We start from the raw sequence: 13,776 nt of genomic DNA on the forward strand, positions 1-13,776 counted from the left end.
GCGCTACTTTCCCAGGTGCTTGCGTACAGCAGCGGCGGTGGGCCCGACCTCGGCGACCGCAGCCCGAAGTTCCTCGGCTGACACACCCAGCGCGGTGGTCCAGTACTGCAGTTCATAGTCTTCGTTGACGTTGATGCGATCCCGGTCCGGGCTGCCGGTGTTCTTCTTGTCATCGCTCATGGGAGTCTCCACGCGTGATTGGGCGTGAAGTGACCGTACCGGCCGGCCCATGGGCACCAGGCGATGCCACCGTGAAGCGATGGCGAAGGCCTGCTGGTATCGGGACTGCGGCAGGCGGGCGACAGACGCCACCTCGTGAAGACAACGCGCAGGGCTCGCGTTGGCGTTCACATGCCACCTTCACCTGGCCCCCGCCTGATCGCAACCGGGCGGGACCTACGCTGAGCGCTCCACTCACAGCGGAGCCCAGCATGGCTATCAAGACAGCGGAAGACCTGTTCATCCACGAACTCTCGGATATCTACAGCGCCGAAAAACAGCTGACCAAGGCCCTCCCGCGCCTGGCCCGTGCGGCCGAGAACCCTGACCTGGCCACAGCGTTTGAAACGCACCTGGAAGAAACCCAGGGCCAGATCGAGCGCATCGACCAGGTGGTGGAGGTTCTCGGCATCCGGCTGAAGCGCATCAAGTGCGCGGCGATGGAAGGTCTGGTGGAGGAAGGCAAGGAAGTGATCGACAGCATCGACAAGGGCCCTGTGCGCGATGCCGCCCTGATCGGCGGCGCACAGAAGGTCGAGCATTACGAAATTGCGTCCTACGGCACCATCGCCGCGCTGGCCAAGCAGCTGGGCTACAAGGACGCCCTGCCGCTGCTGCTGGAGACGCTTGAGGAAGAGAAGGCCACCGACGAGAAGCTCACCCTGCTGGCCAAGGGCGGCGGCAATGCCAAGGCGGCCCAAGCCGCCTGATCGACGCGCCCCGAAGCCGGCCGCCATGGACGGCGGCCTCAGGGTTCGTACAGCACCTGGTCGTTCGGGCAGAAGAACGTGCGCCGCCGGGTGGTGCCCATGTACAGCTTGCTGATCGGGCCGCCGCATGCCGGGCAGATCCTGCGCGTGTGTACCTGCCAGTGCTTCTTCAACTCGAAACGGCGCTTCCACTGCAGGAAATCAAAGCTGTAGGCGCGGGCCTGCGTGATCAGCGCGGTGAGCTTGCGCGATGGCAGGTCGCCCAGGCGCGTGGCGGGGTGCACGCCTATACGGAACAGCACCTCGTTCTTGATGATGTTGCCCACGCCGGCAAAGACCGTCTGGTCCAGAAGCGCATCACAGACCATGACGTCCGGCATTGCCTTCAGCTTGCGCCGGGCCAGCTTCGGATCCCAGGCATCGTTCATCACGTCCGCGCGCCAGTCGTAGACCTCGTCCAACGGCTCGTCGATCAGCCGCACGGAACACGCATAGAAGTTCAGCTCGCCATTGTCGAACCGCAGGGATACACGCGGCGGGGTTGGCTTCCGTTCGTCGATGCGCCAGCTGCCGAACATCATCAGATGGATGCGCAGTGTGTGGCGGCTGAATTCCAGCAGGAAGTGCTTGCCCCAACTGCGGACCGCCTTGACCCTTCGGCCCTGCAGCGGCGACAGGTCGACCCGGCTGTTCCCGGAGACGGCGCGGACCACGCGCCCCTTGAAGTGGCTCGCTGCTTCGCGCAGCAGGACGATCGAAGGGCCTTCAGGCATGTTCCTTCTCCTGCAGCAGCGCCTGCAGGTGCAGGGCGTTGCCAGTGGCGTGACCCAGTGCGGTGTTGTCCAGTACGAACCAGGCGGGTCGTTTCGCCTCGGCCTCGGCCAGCAGTTGCCGCGCAAGGTGGGCAAGGGTAGGTTCGCCGTAGGCACTGCGATAGATCTGCGGCTGGCCGTGCCAGCGCCAGTAGCTCCACGCGCGGTCACCGCCGGGCGTCGCTGCCGCCGGCACACGTGCCGGATCCGCGGCAACCCGTGCTACGCCATGCGCGCTCAGAAGCGCATCCACTTCCGGCGTGAACCAACTCGGGTGGCGCGGCTCGCACGCCACATCGGCCTGGGTACGCGCGCGCAGGCCCCGCAGGAATGCTATGGCCGTGGCCGTGTCGTACACCAGGCTCGGCGGCAACTGCAGCAGTAACGGCCCGAGCTTTTCACCCAGCTCCAGCACGCCTTCAAGGAACCGCTCGAGCGGTTGCATTGCGTCGCGCAGCCGACGCTCATGGCTGATCTCTCGCGGCAGTTTCACCGCGAACCGGAAGCCCTCCGGCACGCTCGCCGCCCATCGCGCATAGGTTCTGGCCTGGTGCGGTCGATAGAAGGATGAGTTGATCTCCACCATCGGCAGGCGTGTGGCGTAGCGCTGCAGCGCGGTGTCGCCCGCCCCGAACGCTTCCTGATCCGCGCGCGGCAGCGACCAGCCCGCACAGCCGACACGCAGTGGAGCGGATGCACGCGGGGCGGCCGCCGCCGTCATCGTACCAGCTGCCCGTACGGTTCCAGGGTCTCTCCCGCACCTGCATCCGTCTGCAACTGCGAGACCGACAGGAGACGATCCAGTGCGCTGGCGCCCGACTCCAGCGCCGACGCGCTGCGCACGAAGCCGGTCCAGTCAGAGATGGCGATCTTTCCCAGCGCGAGCTCATCCACCCGCACGCTGCGCATCCGCCAGTGCGGAAACTGCCGCCGCCCCACCCTGCCCCGGTTCAGCTCGACGATCCCACTGTGGCTGCCGGCCGCGAGAATGCGCGTGTACGCGGCATTGATCCCGGCCTCCGGGCCCTCCAGATACTGCAGGAAGCGCGAGCCGTCGAACAGCAACGTGCCGGTGGCATCGACGGATTCGTTGAACTGCACCGCTTCGGCCACAAGCCGTTGCAGTCGCTCTTCGGTCAGGCTTGGGGACGCTTCACTCACATAGGCAATCGCACGAAAAGGCATGGCACCACCGGTTGTTGCAGACAGCTCTACCTTAGCGACGCGGGTCGTATGTGCAGTGAGGCCGGCGTAGAGGCTGCGTCGAGTTGAGGCGCGGGTCCGCCGCATCGCCTTGACACGTGATCGAGCGCGGCGGGCGCGCCTGCGGGCGCACACGCGTGTGCACGACGTTTCGTGGAGACCGGATGAGGAATCGTGGGCTTCCGGATGACGCCACGTTGGCGGTCATGCCACCACCCACTAGCGCCGGATCTGGAAGATGGTCCCTGCCGCCAGTCGGGCGGCTCAACCCAGGGAGACTTTCCATGGCCAACCAGAACCAGAACCAGGGCAACAGCAACCGCGGTTTCGCTTCGATGGACGAGGACAAGCAGCGCGAGATCGCCGCCAAGGGTGGACGTGCCGCGCACGAATCAGGCAACGCCCATGAATTCAGCTCGGAAGAAGCACGCGAAGCCGGCCGCAAGGGCGGCGAAGCGGTGAGCCAGGATCGCCAGCACATGGCGGACATCGGCCGCGAAGGCGGCCAGAACAGCCGCGGGGGTGGAAACCAGGGCGGCAACCAGGGCGGCGGGCAGCAACAGCAGGCACGCGGCGGCGGCAACAACCGCGGTGGCCAGCAGCGCTGATCGCGGCTGAAGCCAGATGCACCGCTTCGTGGGCGGACGTGATGTCCGCCCACTTTCGTACGCCTCGACGCTGATCAAGGGCTTCGCCACTGGGGCGCCGCAGATGGGCGCCCCAGCTCTTTCACGGCTCGCGTGGTGGCAGGTCCAGTGCTCCCGCGCCCGGGCCGGCCCCCAGCTCGGCCCCGGTGGTCGGCCGCGCTTCCGGGTCGGAGAGTGTACGCAGGGCCATGGCCTGCACCGCCGCTTGTTCGCGCGCGTCCAGGTCCACCGTGCCGCCGCCGTCGCCACCATCCACAGCGGTCTGTGCCTCGCGGTCTCTGACCCGCTCCCATAGCTCGCCGCTGTTCCAGCTGCCCTGCAGGTCGTCGGCGCCGTCGCCCTGCGACATGTCCATGTACAGATCGGTGAACGCAGGGTCCCCCGGCAGCTTGCCCGGCGGGAAGTTGGGCTGGATGCTGTGCAGCGCCTTCTCGAATGACTTCATGTGCGCGATCTCGCGCGTCATCAGGAAACGCAGCGCATCCTTGATGCCGGGGTCGTCGGTGACGTTGATCAGGCGCTCATACACCAGCTTGGCGCGCGCTTCCGCAGCGATGTTCGAGCGCAGATCGGCGGTAGGTTCCCCGATCGAGTCGATGTAGGCCGCTGTCCACGGCACCCCGCTGGAATTGACCAGTGCCGGCCCGCCACCGTACAGGATCTGCTCGGTATGGCTGGTGCTGTTCTGCCCCAGCAGCCGCATATCCTCGGCCTCGGCAAGCCCTTCGGACTGAATGGCCTTCGGCCCGCGGTTGAGCATGGCGATGATGGTGCCGATGATCTCCAGATGGCTGATCTCTTCGGTGGCGATATCCATCAGCAGGTCCTTGCGGCCTGGATCGCATTCGCCGAGTCCCTGGGTGAAGTACCGCATGGCGGCAGCAAGCTCGCCCTGCGGGCCGCCGAACTGTTCAAGCATGAGGCTGGCGAGCTGCGGGTTGGATTCGCGCACGCGCACGGTGTACATCAGCTTCTTGTGATGAAAGAACATGGGGTTTCTCCAATGGCTGGCTGTGCTGGCTTCGGGGTCAACGCTTGGCTTGCGCGCCCGGCGTTTCGTCGCGATTGAGGAACGCACCGACCAGGCCGTCCTGGTGGTCTTCCAGCCAGCGCGCCATGGCGATCTCTTCCTGCAGGATCTGGCCACAGACCGCGGCGATGTCCGGCGCTGCGCCACGCTCGGCAGCAATCACCAGCGCCCGGTAGGTGGCGATCTCGGTGTTTTCGAAGCCGAACGAGAGCCCTACGCTCTTGACCACCTCGTCTTCCATCAGGCTTGTGCCGGCCGCGTGGAGAGCCGCAGTCATGCTGGCGAACAGTCCCTTGGCGGTCGGCACGCTTCCTCCAAGCGCTTCAATGCACTGGCGCAGCGAGGCGGCCTGCCCCTGCGTCTCCTGGACGTGCTGGGCGATCCGTGCAGCGAGGTGGGGATAGTTCTGGATCCGCGAAGCCATGGCCTTCATCATGGTCTCCGCCTCCTGCTCCATGGCGTAGGCGTCCTGCAGCCACTTCAACAGGCGCTCGCTTCGGGCGTTGTTCTGGTCTGCCATTTCGATCTCCGGTGCGGGGCGACATGCCTCCGGAGACCATGGTGGAGCGCCGGCAATCACCGCCCTGTCGGCCGGTGTGAGCCGTCGAAGGTGGGCGCTGCACGCAGTGGTGATGCGGCGATAACATCCGCAGCCCTGTGTTTCACCCAGGAGGTGCTCTCAGGTCGCCATTGCGCTGGATACGCCCACGCCGACTGCAGGTCGCTCGCGCCTGGCGTTCGAGGCGCACGCGCCGCCCGCCGCCATCACGGCCTGCATTACCCGATGTTGAGCACGATGCCCGCCACCATCCACGCCCACGACATAGACGAAGCGCCCATCGAACTTGGCCTGTGCGCCTTCCATGGCGTCGTCGGCCAGCAGTGCTCGCTTCAGCGACTTCATCCAGGCCCGTTCAGGCGCCCGGTCCAGCTCCACGACGATGGCGGCACCGCCGCAGTCGAGTGGCATGCACTCGACACGCAGTACGCCTGGAGCGACAGAATCGGTTCCGGACAGCGGCATGACAGAATCTCCGATGGGGGGAACGGCGGCAGTATCCACAGCGCGTGCCAAGACGCCGTCAACGAAATCCAGGGCACCTTCCACACCTCCTCCACCCGGTTGGCGGCGCGCTCGGGGGAGGCTTCGCGCCAGGCTGACAATGCACACGCATGGCGTTGATGCAGCACAGCACAGACTGCAGTTCCCAGGACAACACAGGCGTGCACGCATGCAATCCGGAATGAGCCAGCGCAGATGCAACCTGCTGCTGGTGGAAGACCAACTCGACCTGGCCGCACTCATGGAGCACGCACTTGAGGACGTCGGCGATCAGGTGACGCATGCCTACAGCGTGTTCGACGCTCTCGGGCTGCTGGACACCCAGCGGTTCGACGGCGCCGTGCTCGATGTCGAACTTCGCGACGGTGTGGTCTTTCCCGTCGCTGATCGCCTGGCAGAACTCGGCATCCCCTACCTGTTTGTCTCTGCGGTCTACGACCAGCTGGTGCCGCAGCGCCACCGGCGCGCAGCCTTCGTGGCCAAACCGTTCCATGTGAGTCAATTGCAGGACACGGTCCGGCGCGTACTGGGCGATACCTGCGCGCAGCCGCCCGCGCATTGACTCCATACAACCGTCACCCCAGGTACGGGGCCAACACCAGGCTCAGCTGGCGCAGCGCGCCACCACGGGAGAGCCCATCCCAGTTGCTGCGCGCCACGCTGCGGATCTCGGAACAGGCAGGGATGAGGACCTTCGTGGCCTGCCCTGTCCCAATGCTTTCCTAAACCGCACACTCCGATAACACGGGCCCTTGCGTGACGGAGTGGCTGACCCTCAGGTGATCAGGACGGGGGCTTCCGCGCCAGAGCGCTCGCGACCCTGCGCCGCCAGATAAGCGGAGAATCCGCCCGTAGCGCGCCCCTGCAGACGCGCACTGGTCATCACCACGGGAGCGCCGGCCCATCGCACCACCGCACCGCAGCGTTGCAGCGCTCTGACAAGCGCCACGTCTTCACTGCAGTGCAGGGGAGCAAAGCCGCCAACGGCCCGATAGGAACTGGCAGAGACGCCGAGGTTGGCACCGTGGATGCGCCCATGATGGTCGCCCCACTGCTGTCTTGCCTGGAATGCCCTGCGCAGGCGCCGTTCACCCTGGCAGGTCGTCGCTATGTCCACCAGTCCGCAGAAAGCGTCACAACTGCCCTGAACCTGTGCGGCCAGCCACTCGGGAGGCACCTCGCTGTCAGCGTCCGTGCTTGCCAGCCACCTGGCGCCCCGCCCCAGCAGTTCAGCAGCGGCTGCGGCCCGGGCGACACCGACGCAGCGTGCATCCAGCTGCACGCTGCCGACCTGGTGTTGGCGGCAGATGATGCCCGTTGCATCCGTACACGCATCCAGCGCGACCATCACCTCCACTGCTTCGCCGCCGAGGCCCGGGTGAAGGGCCGCCACCCGGATGGATTGCAGGCACCGCGCGATACTGTCCGCCTCGTTGTGGGCGGGTACCAGGACGCCTATCACCGCAGGCCCTCGTTCCGGGCCAATGACAAGGGGCGCCGTGTCCATCCCTGAAGCACGAAGTCCACATCGCGGTAGTGGAAGGCCTCCTGCAGGCCTTCCCCCAGGCATCGATGCACCACCTCGGTCCGGCTCGCGCGTCCGGCAAACGAGGGCAACCAATGGCAGGCGACCAGCAGGCCGTCATCGCGAAGTGCTTCATCAATGCCACCGCGCAGCTCGCGCAGTGCGCCTGCCCCCAGGTAGTAGCCCATTTCGCCGCAGACGATCAGGTCGAAGCGTCCTGGCGGCCATTGCTCGGGATGGCTGGCGCAATGGACCTGCACGTGCGGCAGATGGGCCAGGTTGCGGCGCGCCTGGAACGCCGCACGTGGGCTGATGTCGGTGGCCAGCAGGCGTTCGCAACGTGCGGCCAGCGCCTCGGTCAGTACGCCGTTGGAACACCCCAGTTCCCAGCCGCGAGCGAACTGGCGCTGGCTGAGGCTTGCCAGCAGCAGCGCACGCTTGCGCTCTTCATACCACCGGCTGCGGTAGCCGAACGGGTCGTCCTGCTCATGCAGGTCATCGAAGTACGGTTGCGCGCTCATGCAAGGAATACCTCGTAGTTTCGGAAGAATCGGGCGAGTACATGTGCGGGCAGCACCGGCGGGCTGTTCAGGCCCGCCACGTCGCCGGTCTGCGTACGGAAATGCGCGATTGCGTTTCGCTTTGCGGACGCCACTGCTGAAATGTCGACCAGCTTCGGAACCTCCCACGCCATATGTGCGCAGGCAGGGTCAAGCCAGTGCCAGCCCCACACCGGGTACTCCAGCCGGTGGCAACCAACCGCCCGCGCGGCGCGGCAGGCAGCGCGTCCTGCCGCTTCGTGATCGGGGTGACCATCAAACCGCCATGGCGCCAGGACCAGGTCGCGCGGTTGCAGATACTGCTGCAGCCAACCTTCCAGCCCCTGCTCATGCGCGCTGACCGCGCCGTCGGCGATACCCAGGTGGAAGATGGAGCGAACCGGAATGCCGAGTTCGCCCAATGCCGCGGCAAGCTCCGCTCGGCGCGCTGATCGCAGGCGTTCGGGCGTCCACCACGGCTCGCCCGGGTAGCATGCTTCGCCGTCGGTCACGGCAACGACACTGACGTCGATACCCTGCCCCGCAGCGTGATGCAGCAGTCCGCCACAGCCGAGGATTTCGTCGTCCGGATGCGGCGCGACCACCACCATGCGGTCATGCCCGCTGCAGAGTGCGGTCGCCGATGTGGTCGGTTGCTGCCAGAGCCAATCGCAGTGCAGCCAGGCCTGCTCCTGGGTTCCTTCCCCTTGCAGGGGTGTCCTGGCTACAGCGCCCATGTTGCCTCCTGTGCTGCACGCTGCTCGCCCAGCCATTCCCAATCGCGGTCGGCGTGGCTCTGGCGAAGGAACACGGTCAGGTCCGCGCAGCGCCGGGCATGGGCGTCCTCCAGGCACATCGGGCCCGGGCCCAGCGCCCGACCCGCCAGGTCCAGCACACGCGTTGCCGCGCGCTCAACGACACAGCGCACGCGCACTACATCTTCGCGATGGGCCAGTTCGGGCGCGGCGTCGATGTGCGCCGCCAGTTCGCGAAGCAGCGCGGCTGCCGGGCCCAAGGCGAGGTCCACTTCACCCAGCAGCCGCGCGCGATTTCCCTCGGTGCAGGCCGGTCGCATGCGCTCGGCCAAAGCGGCCGCTGCACCAAACCAGACCGCCGCGATGCCTGCCCCGCCGTGCCAGAAGCCCGGGCGCTGCAGGTAGTCATCGCGCGTCCCCAGGATCACCATCGGTGCGCCGTCAAAGCGCACCGTGGTGGAAGGGATTGCGGCCATGCCCACGGCAGGCCATGGCTCGCCCGCAAGTGTGTGCCAGTGTTCCGCCGCTACCTGGCATAGCCACACGCCCTGCGGGTTGCGAACCGTTACCAGTGCCGCATCCACCCATGCGCTGCCGGAACACCAGGGTTTGTCACCGTACAACCCACCGCCGGCATCGATGCGAACGGTGTTGGCCGGACCCTCTGCAGCCCATACCGCCAGCAACGTGTCTTCAGCAGGGATGGGCGCCCTCAACTCGGCAGCAATCGCCTGGGCGTCATAGTGGGCCTCCAGTACCTTGGCCAGGCAAAGATCCTCTGCCCCCCAGGCTGCCAGCGCCTGCCAACGCTGCAGCGTCTGGCCGCCACCGGGCAAAGGCAATGCCGGTTGCTGCACCAGCACCTGGCGTGCGCGATTGAACAGCGAAGAGGATGACGTCACATCCTGCATGGGTGGCAGACCTGCAATGGAGATACGCCATGAACGTAGGCGGCGGGCGGTCACATGTCTGTCTTGATGGCGTGGCGGGCACATGAATGCCCGGTGCCGCGATCCTCACGGACCCGTCTGCGTGCGCTGCCTTGCACGCACGCACTGCCGCAGTTCCCAGAGCCATGGCAGCACCACCAGGCCCAGCGCCGGCAGCAGGGTGAGCCACCAGACGTCCGGTGCTGCAGGCTTCACTTCGAGCGACCACCGCGGGTGGGCCTGCCAGCCCACCCAGGCCAGCAGGACCCACGGCGCGGCATCCAGCACGCTGTGCACATGTTGTTCCGCCGGGCTGATGCGTCGACGGCCGTCCGCGCTGACGGTATCGAGATAGCCGGCGACCGCGTGTGCGATGACCAGACCTGCCAGAAGCGCGACCAGCGACAATGTGTTCTCCAGCAGGAGCCAGGCAAGCACGCCGCTGCCGATCAGCAGCAGCTGCACCCCATGCAGCAGGCTTTCGCGCATCGCGGAAGTGTGCGGAAGATCGGTGCGCCGGTGAAAATGGAAATCCAGCGATCCGGCAGCCAGCCACAGGGCGTAGACACAGGCGATGACAATCGCGCTCATGGCGGCACGCTCAGGGTGTCAATACGATCTTGCGGCAGTCATCGTCCTTGGCATCAAACATTGCATAGCCTTGAGCTGCATCGGCCAGGCGCATCCGGTGCGAGATGATGTCACCCGGGTGCAGCTTTCCTTCCATGATTGCGTCGAGCAGTTCCGGCATCAGTCCCTGCACGTGGGTCTGCCCCATCTTGAACGTCAGCCCCTTGTCGAACGCATCACCCAGCAGAAAACCATGGATGAAGCCAGCGTAGACACCAGGGATGCTGACCACGCCGCCGCGGCGTGCTGCCGCGATGCACTGCCTGATCGCCACGCCGCTGCTGCCCTCCAGTTTCACGGCAGTCAATGCTGACTCCAGCGCGCTGCCCTCGGCCTCGAAGCCTACCGCCTCGATGCAGGCGTCCACGCCCCGCCCACTGGTCTGGGCAAGGATGTAGTCCGCCGGGTCTTCGATCTCCTTGAAGTCGATGGGCGTCACACCGTAGGTACGGCGCGCGTAATCCAGACGGTAACGAAGATGGTCGACCATGAAGATGGTCTCTGCGCCCAGCAGGCGGCAGCAGGCCGCGCTCATCAGCCCCACCGGGCCCGCACCGAAGATGGCCACCGTCGAGCCCGCCTTCACCCCTGCGTTCAGCGCAGCCTGGTAGCCGGTGGGGAGAATGTCGGACAGGAACAGCACCTGCTCATCCGCAATGCCTTCCGGAATGCGCAGCGGGCCTACATTCGCCTTCGGTACGCGCACGAATTCGGCCTGGCCCCCGGCCACGCCGCCATACAGATGGCTGTAGCCGAACAATGCGGCCGGAGGCAGCATGCCCTTCTGATTCAGTGCGGCGCCCTTGCCGGTATTGGTGGTTTCGCAAGCGGCATACTCGGCCAGGCGGCAATGGAAGCACTCTCCACAGGCGATCACGAAAGGGATCACCACACGATCGCCCGGCTGCACCTGGGTCACGCCGCTGCCGACCTCTTCCACCACGCCCATGAACTCGTGGCCGAGCACATCGCCATCGTGCAGATCCGGAATCTTGCCGCGATACAGGTGCAGGTCCGATCCACAGATGGCGGTGGCAGTTACCCTCAGGATCAGATCATCCTCGGCCGCCAGTACCGGGTCCGGTACGGTCTCGACTCGCACATCCTTGCGGCCGTGATAGGTCAATGCCTGCATCGTGCTTCTCCAGGAGCTCGGGACGCCAGCATCGCAAGGCCGCCATCCCGCTTCGGTGACATCCCGGTGTGCACGGCGTTCATTCCACGGGGTCATGGTGTTAACCCGGCCCGGTGCAGTCTTCGGTCTTTAGCCGCAGGAGCTGCCCATGAACGACAAGCTGCCCTTCAATCCGACGACAGACGTGGACGATCAGTCGAAGGCGCACACGCCGGACAAGCGGCGCAACGATCGAGCCAAGTGGAAGGAGCACGACATGCCCGACGACGGCGATGGCCCCAAGGCCGTACCGGAAGACTACGAACGTCCTGATCCTGACCCGACCGGAAAGCGTTGAGTCCGCCTCACATTCTGGATGCGCCGGATTCACGGGTCATGGCCTGCTACCCGCGCAAGCTTCGCGCACGGCCTCTGGAACAGACTGAACGAGGTGTTGCATGTGGAAACGCAACGGTCTCTCGCTGGTGCTGCTTGTGCTCACGCTTGTGTTCATCGTCGGGCAGGCGGTTGCCGGGCATCACGTGCACAACCAGGAACTGGTCGAGCACGGACGCGCGCCGATCGATCTCTGGCACTACCTCGCGACGGGGCACTTCGTCAGCGCCACGTTCGAGAACTGGGAGAGCGAGTTCCTGCAGATGGGGATGTATGTGCTCCTGACGGTCAGCCTGCGCCAGCGCGGCTCGGCCGAATCGCGGCCGCTGGACCCTGCGCAGGAACAGAATCGCGTCGAGCCGGGGCCCACGCCGTGGCCGGTAAGGCGCGGTGGTCCATGGAAGACGCTCTACGGTCATTCGCTTGCGATCGCGTTCGGGCTGTTGTTCCTGTTCAGCTTTACGCTGCATGCAGTGGGAAGCTGGCGCGCCGAGGAAGCCGAACAGCAGTTGAAGGGATTGCCGCCGCCAGGCTTTGTGGAGCACCTCGCCAGCAGCACATTCTGGTTCGAATCCATGCAGAACTGGCAGAGCGAATTCCTGGCCGTGCTGTCCCTGGTAGTGCTGACGATTTTCCTGCGCCAGAAAGACTCGCCGCAATCCAAGCCGGTTGAGGCCCCACACGCGCAGACAGGTGATTGAGCCATGCGAGATGATCCATCGACGGCCCTGCTGATCATCGACATGTTCAGCCGATTCGACTTCCCTGGCGCTGAAAAGCTGGCGCCGGCGGCAGAGCGGGCGGCCCGGCAGATCCGGCGCCTGAGGGATCACTTCGACGAACGCGGTTGGCCGGTCATCTACGCCAATGACAATTTCTCGGATTGGAAGCGCGACTTCCGCCAGCAGGTGGAACAGTGCCGGCGCGACGGTGGCCCGGCGGGGCGAATCGCCAGCCTTCTCTCGCCTTTGCCTGGTCACTACTTCGTGCTCAAGCCCAAGCACTCGGCCTTTCTGGCCAGCCCTTTGCCGATTCTGCTGGCCAAACTGGGAGTGCGCCACCTTTGCCTGTGTGGCATGACGGCCGATTCGTGTGTCCTGGCTACAGCGTTGGACGCCAACGCCAGGGAATTCCACGTGGTGTTGGCGTCGGAGGCCGTGGCGGGGATGCCAGCGCAGAAGCGGGGGGCACTGGCGCTGCTTTCTGGTTCGGGCGCAGCGCGGGTCGCGCGGGTTTCTTCGCTTGTCTCTGGGCAGGAGCGGGATGGCGCTGACGGGGACTCAGGCCCGGTCGGCTAAACCCTGTACACCTGAATGACCAGCGCAATGTGCGCAGCAGAAGATCTGGCCGTTTCCTTCAACACCATGCCCGATAACAGCGCAATCGCAGTGTGCGCAGCGCGGTGCGAATGCGTGGATCGCGCATTCGAACGAGTCGAACGTGCCGCTGCGCCCGCCCTGCTGGAGGGTGAAGCTCTTGTCGTAGTTGTTGCCGCAGACATCACAGGTGGCCATGGGGCACCTCGTGCTGTGGAAGGAACATGCAGTGTGGACAGCGCGGGTGTCGGTGGCCGTGAATGCACCGTGTCGCGAGGGTGTAGGACGTTCGCGTCGTCACGCGTTGGGCGCGGCCCGTCCTATTCGTCTTTGCCGGGCTCGGCACTGCCACCCCGTGACGCGCCACCACCACAGGGAAATGCGGTCCGCAGCGCTTCGGCAACCAGTGGAGACGCATCCTGCTGCAATCGCTCGCCGGGCAACTGCCGGAGATGGGAAGACACACGGTCGACCAGCTCATGCGGAAGAATCCTGCCTTGGCCACACCACTGGCCGTGGCTGGCATCGGCAACGCCCTGGATGTAGGCGCTGGCGCGAGCGCTGGACAGGTTCCGGCACTGCTCGCCGTCGCAGAAGCCATCAGCGCCTTTGCCCTGCAGCAGGGTGATGAGTTCGGCTCCACTGACAAGCCAGGTGCGTGCCGGTTGCGTTGTTCCGGCGAGGGCGGATCCTGCCAGGGCGCAGAGGCCAAGTGCGAGGAGCCGACGCGTGAGGCGGCGCGCCTCGGGTTCGTGATGTCCATTCATGTCGGGGTCCTTGGCGCGTTCCTGTGGGATGCACACAGCGTGGGTCAAAGTCGATCAAGCTGGTTGTGGACAGATGGCTTGTAACAGACAGCGGTTGGCCCGCCAACACCCGGGCGGCATT

21 protein-coding genes are annotated in these 13,776 nt (G+C 65.7%); 6 read left to right on the plus strand and 15 right to left on the minus strand.

The genetic code is table 11. From position 1 onward, the window contains the following. Window positions 1–3: 3 nt before the first annotated feature. Window positions 4–180, minus strand: a complete 177-nt coding sequence (locus AC5P9F_RS11630) for a DUF3606 domain-containing protein (protein ID WP_076739996.1) — start codon at window positions 178–180, stop codon at window positions 4–6. 251 nt (window positions 181–431) lie between these two features. Between AC5P9F_RS11630 and AC5P9F_RS11635 the strand changes: the two genes are divergently transcribed. After that, window positions 432–929: a YciE/YciF ferroxidase family protein gene (locus AC5P9F_RS11635; protein ID WP_005409691.1), complete on the plus strand. Its 498-nt coding sequence runs from the start codon at window positions 432–434 to the stop codon at window positions 927–929. Between the two features lie 38 nt (window positions 930–967). Here the strand turns inward: AC5P9F_RS11635 and AC5P9F_RS11640 are convergent, their stop codons facing one another. Genes AC5P9F_RS11640 through AC5P9F_RS11650 form a run of 3 tightly spaced genes read right to left on the minus strand, consistent with a single transcriptional unit; the run spans window position 968 to window position 2,926 of the window. Beyond that, the gene (locus AC5P9F_RS11640; RefSeq protein ID WP_180882208.1) at window positions 968–1,702 is read right to left on the minus strand and encodes a DNA-formamidopyrimidine glycosylase family protein; all 735 of its coding nucleotides are present in this window, start codon (window positions 1,700–1,702) and stop codon (window positions 968–970) included. Beyond that, the gene (locus AC5P9F_RS11645) at window positions 1,695–2,462 is read right to left on the minus strand and encodes a DUF72 domain-containing protein (RefSeq protein ID WP_005409693.1); all 768 of its coding nucleotides are present in this window, start codon (window positions 2,460–2,462) and stop codon (window positions 1,695–1,697) included. The genes AC5P9F_RS11640 and AC5P9F_RS11645 overlap by 8 nt, the downstream gene beginning before the upstream one ends. After that, a complete protein-coding gene (locus AC5P9F_RS11650) occupies window positions 2,459–2,926 on the minus strand; it encodes a BLUF domain-containing protein (protein WP_049459907.1) in 468 nt (155 codons plus the stop codon). The genes AC5P9F_RS11645 and AC5P9F_RS11650 overlap by 4 nt, the downstream gene beginning before the upstream one ends. A 302-nt stretch (window positions 2,927–3,228) precedes the next feature. On the opposite strand from AC5P9F_RS11650, the gene AC5P9F_RS11655 reads away from it, so the two are divergent. Beyond that, window positions 3,229–3,552, plus strand: a complete 324-nt coding sequence (locus AC5P9F_RS11655) for a KGG domain-containing protein (RefSeq protein WP_088429868.1) — start codon at window positions 3,229–3,231, stop codon at window positions 3,550–3,552. A gap of 121 nt (window positions 3,553–3,673) precedes the next feature. On the opposite strand, the gene AC5P9F_RS11660 is transcribed toward AC5P9F_RS11655, so the two are convergent. The 3 genes from AC5P9F_RS11660 to AC5P9F_RS11670 all read right to left on the minus strand — a co-directional run bounded on the left by AC5P9F_RS11660 (window position 3,674) and on the right by AC5P9F_RS11670 (window position 5,645). After that, window positions 3,674–4,582, minus strand: coding sequence for a manganese catalase family protein (locus AC5P9F_RS11660; RefSeq protein ID WP_495231959.1), 909 nt, complete (start codon window positions 4,580–4,582; stop codon window positions 3,674–3,676). A gap of 37 nt (window positions 4,583–4,619) precedes the next feature. Beyond that, complete coding sequence (locus AC5P9F_RS11665) at window positions 4,620–5,141, minus strand: ferritin-like domain-containing protein (protein WP_180882206.1); 522 nt, start codon at window positions 5,139–5,141, stop codon at window positions 4,620–4,622. A 159-nt stretch (window positions 5,142–5,300) separates the two neighbouring features. Continuing rightward, window positions 5,301–5,645: a hypothetical protein gene (locus tag AC5P9F_RS11670; protein WP_099561584.1), complete on the minus strand. Its 345-nt coding sequence runs from the start codon at window positions 5,643–5,645 to the stop codon at window positions 5,301–5,303. A gap of 208 nt (window positions 5,646–5,853) precedes the next feature. Here AC5P9F_RS11670 and AC5P9F_RS11675 point away from each other — a divergent pair, with 208 nt between their 5' ends. Further along, a complete protein-coding gene (locus AC5P9F_RS11675; RefSeq protein WP_099473235.1) occupies window positions 5,854–6,246 on the plus strand; it encodes a response regulator in 393 nt (130 codons plus the stop codon). A gap of 213 nt (window positions 6,247–6,459) precedes the next feature. Here the strand turns inward: AC5P9F_RS11675 and AC5P9F_RS11680 are convergent, their stop codons facing one another. The 6 genes from AC5P9F_RS11680 to AC5P9F_RS11705 all read right to left on the minus strand — a co-directional run bounded on the left by AC5P9F_RS11680 (window position 6,460) and on the right by AC5P9F_RS11705 (window position 11,197). After that, a complete protein-coding gene (locus AC5P9F_RS11680) occupies window positions 6,460–7,146 on the minus strand; it encodes a glycosyltransferase family 2 protein (RefSeq protein ID WP_180882205.1) in 687 nt (228 codons plus the stop codon). Further along, complete coding sequence (locus AC5P9F_RS11685) at window positions 7,143–7,730, minus strand: class I SAM-dependent DNA methyltransferase (protein ID WP_099605802.1); 588 nt, start codon at window positions 7,728–7,730, stop codon at window positions 7,143–7,145. The genes AC5P9F_RS11680 and AC5P9F_RS11685 overlap by 4 nt, the downstream gene beginning before the upstream one ends. After that, on the minus strand, window positions 7,727–8,485 hold the full coding sequence (locus AC5P9F_RS11690) for a PIG-L deacetylase family protein (protein ID WP_032966809.1): 759 nt from the start codon (window positions 8,483–8,485) through the stop codon (window positions 7,727–7,729). Before AC5P9F_RS11690 ends, AC5P9F_RS11685 begins: the two co-directional genes overlap by 4 nt. After that, a complete protein-coding gene (locus tag AC5P9F_RS11695) occupies window positions 8,473–9,414 on the minus strand; it encodes a hypothetical protein (protein WP_005413479.1) in 942 nt (313 codons plus the stop codon). Before AC5P9F_RS11695 ends, AC5P9F_RS11690 begins: the two co-directional genes overlap by 13 nt. A gap of 105 nt (window positions 9,415–9,519) precedes the next feature. Further along, window positions 9,520–10,023: a hypothetical protein gene (locus tag AC5P9F_RS11700; RefSeq protein WP_005409705.1), complete on the minus strand. Its 504-nt coding sequence runs from the start codon at window positions 10,021–10,023 to the stop codon at window positions 9,520–9,522. A 10-nt stretch (window positions 10,024–10,033) separates the two neighbouring features. Continuing rightward, window positions 10,034–11,197, minus strand: a complete 1,164-nt coding sequence (locus AC5P9F_RS11705; RefSeq protein WP_005409706.1) for a zinc-dependent alcohol dehydrogenase — start codon at window positions 11,195–11,197, stop codon at window positions 10,034–10,036. A 148-nt stretch (window positions 11,198–11,345) separates the two neighbouring features. Here AC5P9F_RS11705 and AC5P9F_RS11710 point away from each other — a divergent pair, with 148 nt between their 5' ends. The 3 genes from AC5P9F_RS11710 (at window position 11,346) to AC5P9F_RS11720 (ending at window position 12,870) form a co-directional block, all read left to right on the plus strand. Next, window positions 11,346–11,534, plus strand: a complete 189-nt coding sequence (locus AC5P9F_RS11710; protein ID WP_005409707.1) for a hypothetical protein — start codon at window positions 11,346–11,348, stop codon at window positions 11,532–11,534. Window positions 11,535–11,634: 100 nt separating this feature from the next. Next, window positions 11,635–12,273: a DUF6766 family protein gene (locus AC5P9F_RS11715; RefSeq protein ID WP_005413480.1), complete on the plus strand. Its 639-nt coding sequence runs from the start codon at window positions 11,635–11,637 to the stop codon at window positions 12,271–12,273. Between the two features lie 3 nt (window positions 12,274–12,276). Next, window positions 12,277–12,870 carry a cysteine hydrolase family protein gene (locus tag AC5P9F_RS11720; RefSeq protein ID WP_180882203.1) on the plus strand — a complete coding sequence of 198 codons (594 nt, stop codon included), beginning with the start codon at window positions 12,277–12,279 and terminating at the stop codon, window positions 12,868–12,870. On the opposite strand, the gene AC5P9F_RS11725 is transcribed toward AC5P9F_RS11720, so the two are convergent. Together AC5P9F_RS11725 and AC5P9F_RS11730 are read right to left on the minus strand one after the other, a co-directional pair. Continuing rightward, window positions 12,853–13,086 (minus strand): metallothionein, encoded by a 234-nt coding sequence (locus AC5P9F_RS11725; protein WP_005409710.1) that lies wholly within the window; start codon window positions 13,084–13,086, stop codon window positions 12,853–12,855. The two genes, AC5P9F_RS11720 and AC5P9F_RS11725, sit on opposite strands and share 18 nt — an antisense overlap. A 122-nt stretch (window positions 13,087–13,208) precedes the next feature. Then, complete coding sequence (locus tag AC5P9F_RS11730; protein ID WP_099524557.1) at window positions 13,209–13,655, minus strand: Rap1a/Tai family immunity protein; 447 nt, start codon at window positions 13,653–13,655, stop codon at window positions 13,209–13,211. Between the last annotated feature and the right edge of the window lie 121 nt (window positions 13,656–13,776).

Source organism: Stenotrophomonas sp. YJH_SMC_4, assembly GCF_059371575.1.

Bases quoted from the DNA above. Each gene is read 5' to 3' on its own strand.
- AC5P9F_RS11630 (WP_076739996.1), bottom strand. From the start codon at position 180: ATGAGCGATGACAAGAAGAACACCGGCAGCCCGGACCGGGATCGCATC.
- AC5P9F_RS11635 (WP_005409691.1), top strand. From the start codon at position 432: ATGGCTATCAAGACAGCGGAAGACCTGTTCATCCACGAACTCTCGGAT.
- AC5P9F_RS11640 (WP_180882208.1), bottom strand. From the start codon at position 1,702: ATGCCTGAAGGCCCTTCGATCGTCCTGCTGCGCGAAGCAGCGAGCCAC.
- AC5P9F_RS11645 (WP_005409693.1), bottom strand. From the start codon at position 2,462: ATGACGGCGGCGGCCGCCCCGCGTGCATCCGCTCCACTGCGTGTCGGC.
- AC5P9F_RS11650 (WP_049459907.1), bottom strand. From the start codon at position 2,926: ATGCCTTTTCGTGCGATTGCCTATGTGAGTGAAGCGTCCCCAAGCCTG.
- AC5P9F_RS11655 (WP_088429868.1), top strand. From the start codon at position 3,229: ATGGCCAACCAGAACCAGAACCAGGGCAACAGCAACCGCGGTTTCGCT.
- AC5P9F_RS11660 (WP_495231959.1), bottom strand. From the start codon at position 4,582: ATGTTCTTTCATCACAAGAAGCTGATGTACACCGTGCGCGTGCGCGAA.
- AC5P9F_RS11665 (WP_180882206.1), bottom strand. From the start codon at position 5,141: ATGGCAGACCAGAACAACGCCCGAAGCGAGCGCCTGTTGAAGTGGCTG.
- AC5P9F_RS11670 (WP_099561584.1), bottom strand. From the start codon at position 5,645: ATGCCGCTGTCCGGAACCGATTCTGTCGCTCCAGGCGTACTGCGTGTC.
- AC5P9F_RS11675 (WP_099473235.1), top strand. From the start codon at position 5,854: ATGCAATCCGGAATGAGCCAGCGCAGATGCAACCTGCTGCTGGTGGAA.
- AC5P9F_RS11685 (WP_099605802.1), bottom strand. From the start codon at position 7,730: ATGAGCGCGCAACCGTACTTCGATGACCTGCATGAGCAGGACGACCCG.
- AC5P9F_RS11690 (WP_032966809.1), bottom strand. From the start codon at position 8,485: ATGGGCGCTGTAGCCAGGACACCCCTGCAAGGGGAAGGAACCCAGGAG.
- AC5P9F_RS11695 (WP_005413479.1), bottom strand. From the start codon at position 9,414: ATGCAGGATGTGACGTCATCCTCTTCGCTGTTCAATCGCGCACGCCAG.
- AC5P9F_RS11700 (WP_005409705.1), bottom strand. From the start codon at position 10,023: ATGAGCGCGATTGTCATCGCCTGTGTCTACGCCCTGTGGCTGGCTGCC.
- AC5P9F_RS11705 (WP_005409706.1), bottom strand. From the start codon at position 11,197: ATGCAGGCATTGACCTATCACGGCCGCAAGGATGTGCGAGTCGAGACC.
- AC5P9F_RS11710 (WP_005409707.1), top strand. From the start codon at position 11,346: ATGAACGACAAGCTGCCCTTCAATCCGACGACAGACGTGGACGATCAG.
- AC5P9F_RS11715 (WP_005413480.1), top strand. From the start codon at position 11,635: ATGTGGAAACGCAACGGTCTCTCGCTGGTGCTGCTTGTGCTCACGCTT.
- AC5P9F_RS11720 (WP_180882203.1), top strand. From the start codon at position 12,277: ATGCGAGATGATCCATCGACGGCCCTGCTGATCATCGACATGTTCAGC.
- AC5P9F_RS11725 (WP_005409710.1), bottom strand. From the start codon at position 13,086: ATGGCCACCTGTGATGTCTGCGGCAACAACTACGACAAGAGCTTCACC.
- AC5P9F_RS11730 (WP_099524557.1), bottom strand. From the start codon at position 13,655: ATGAATGGACATCACGAACCCGAGGCGCGCCGCCTCACGCGTCGGCTC.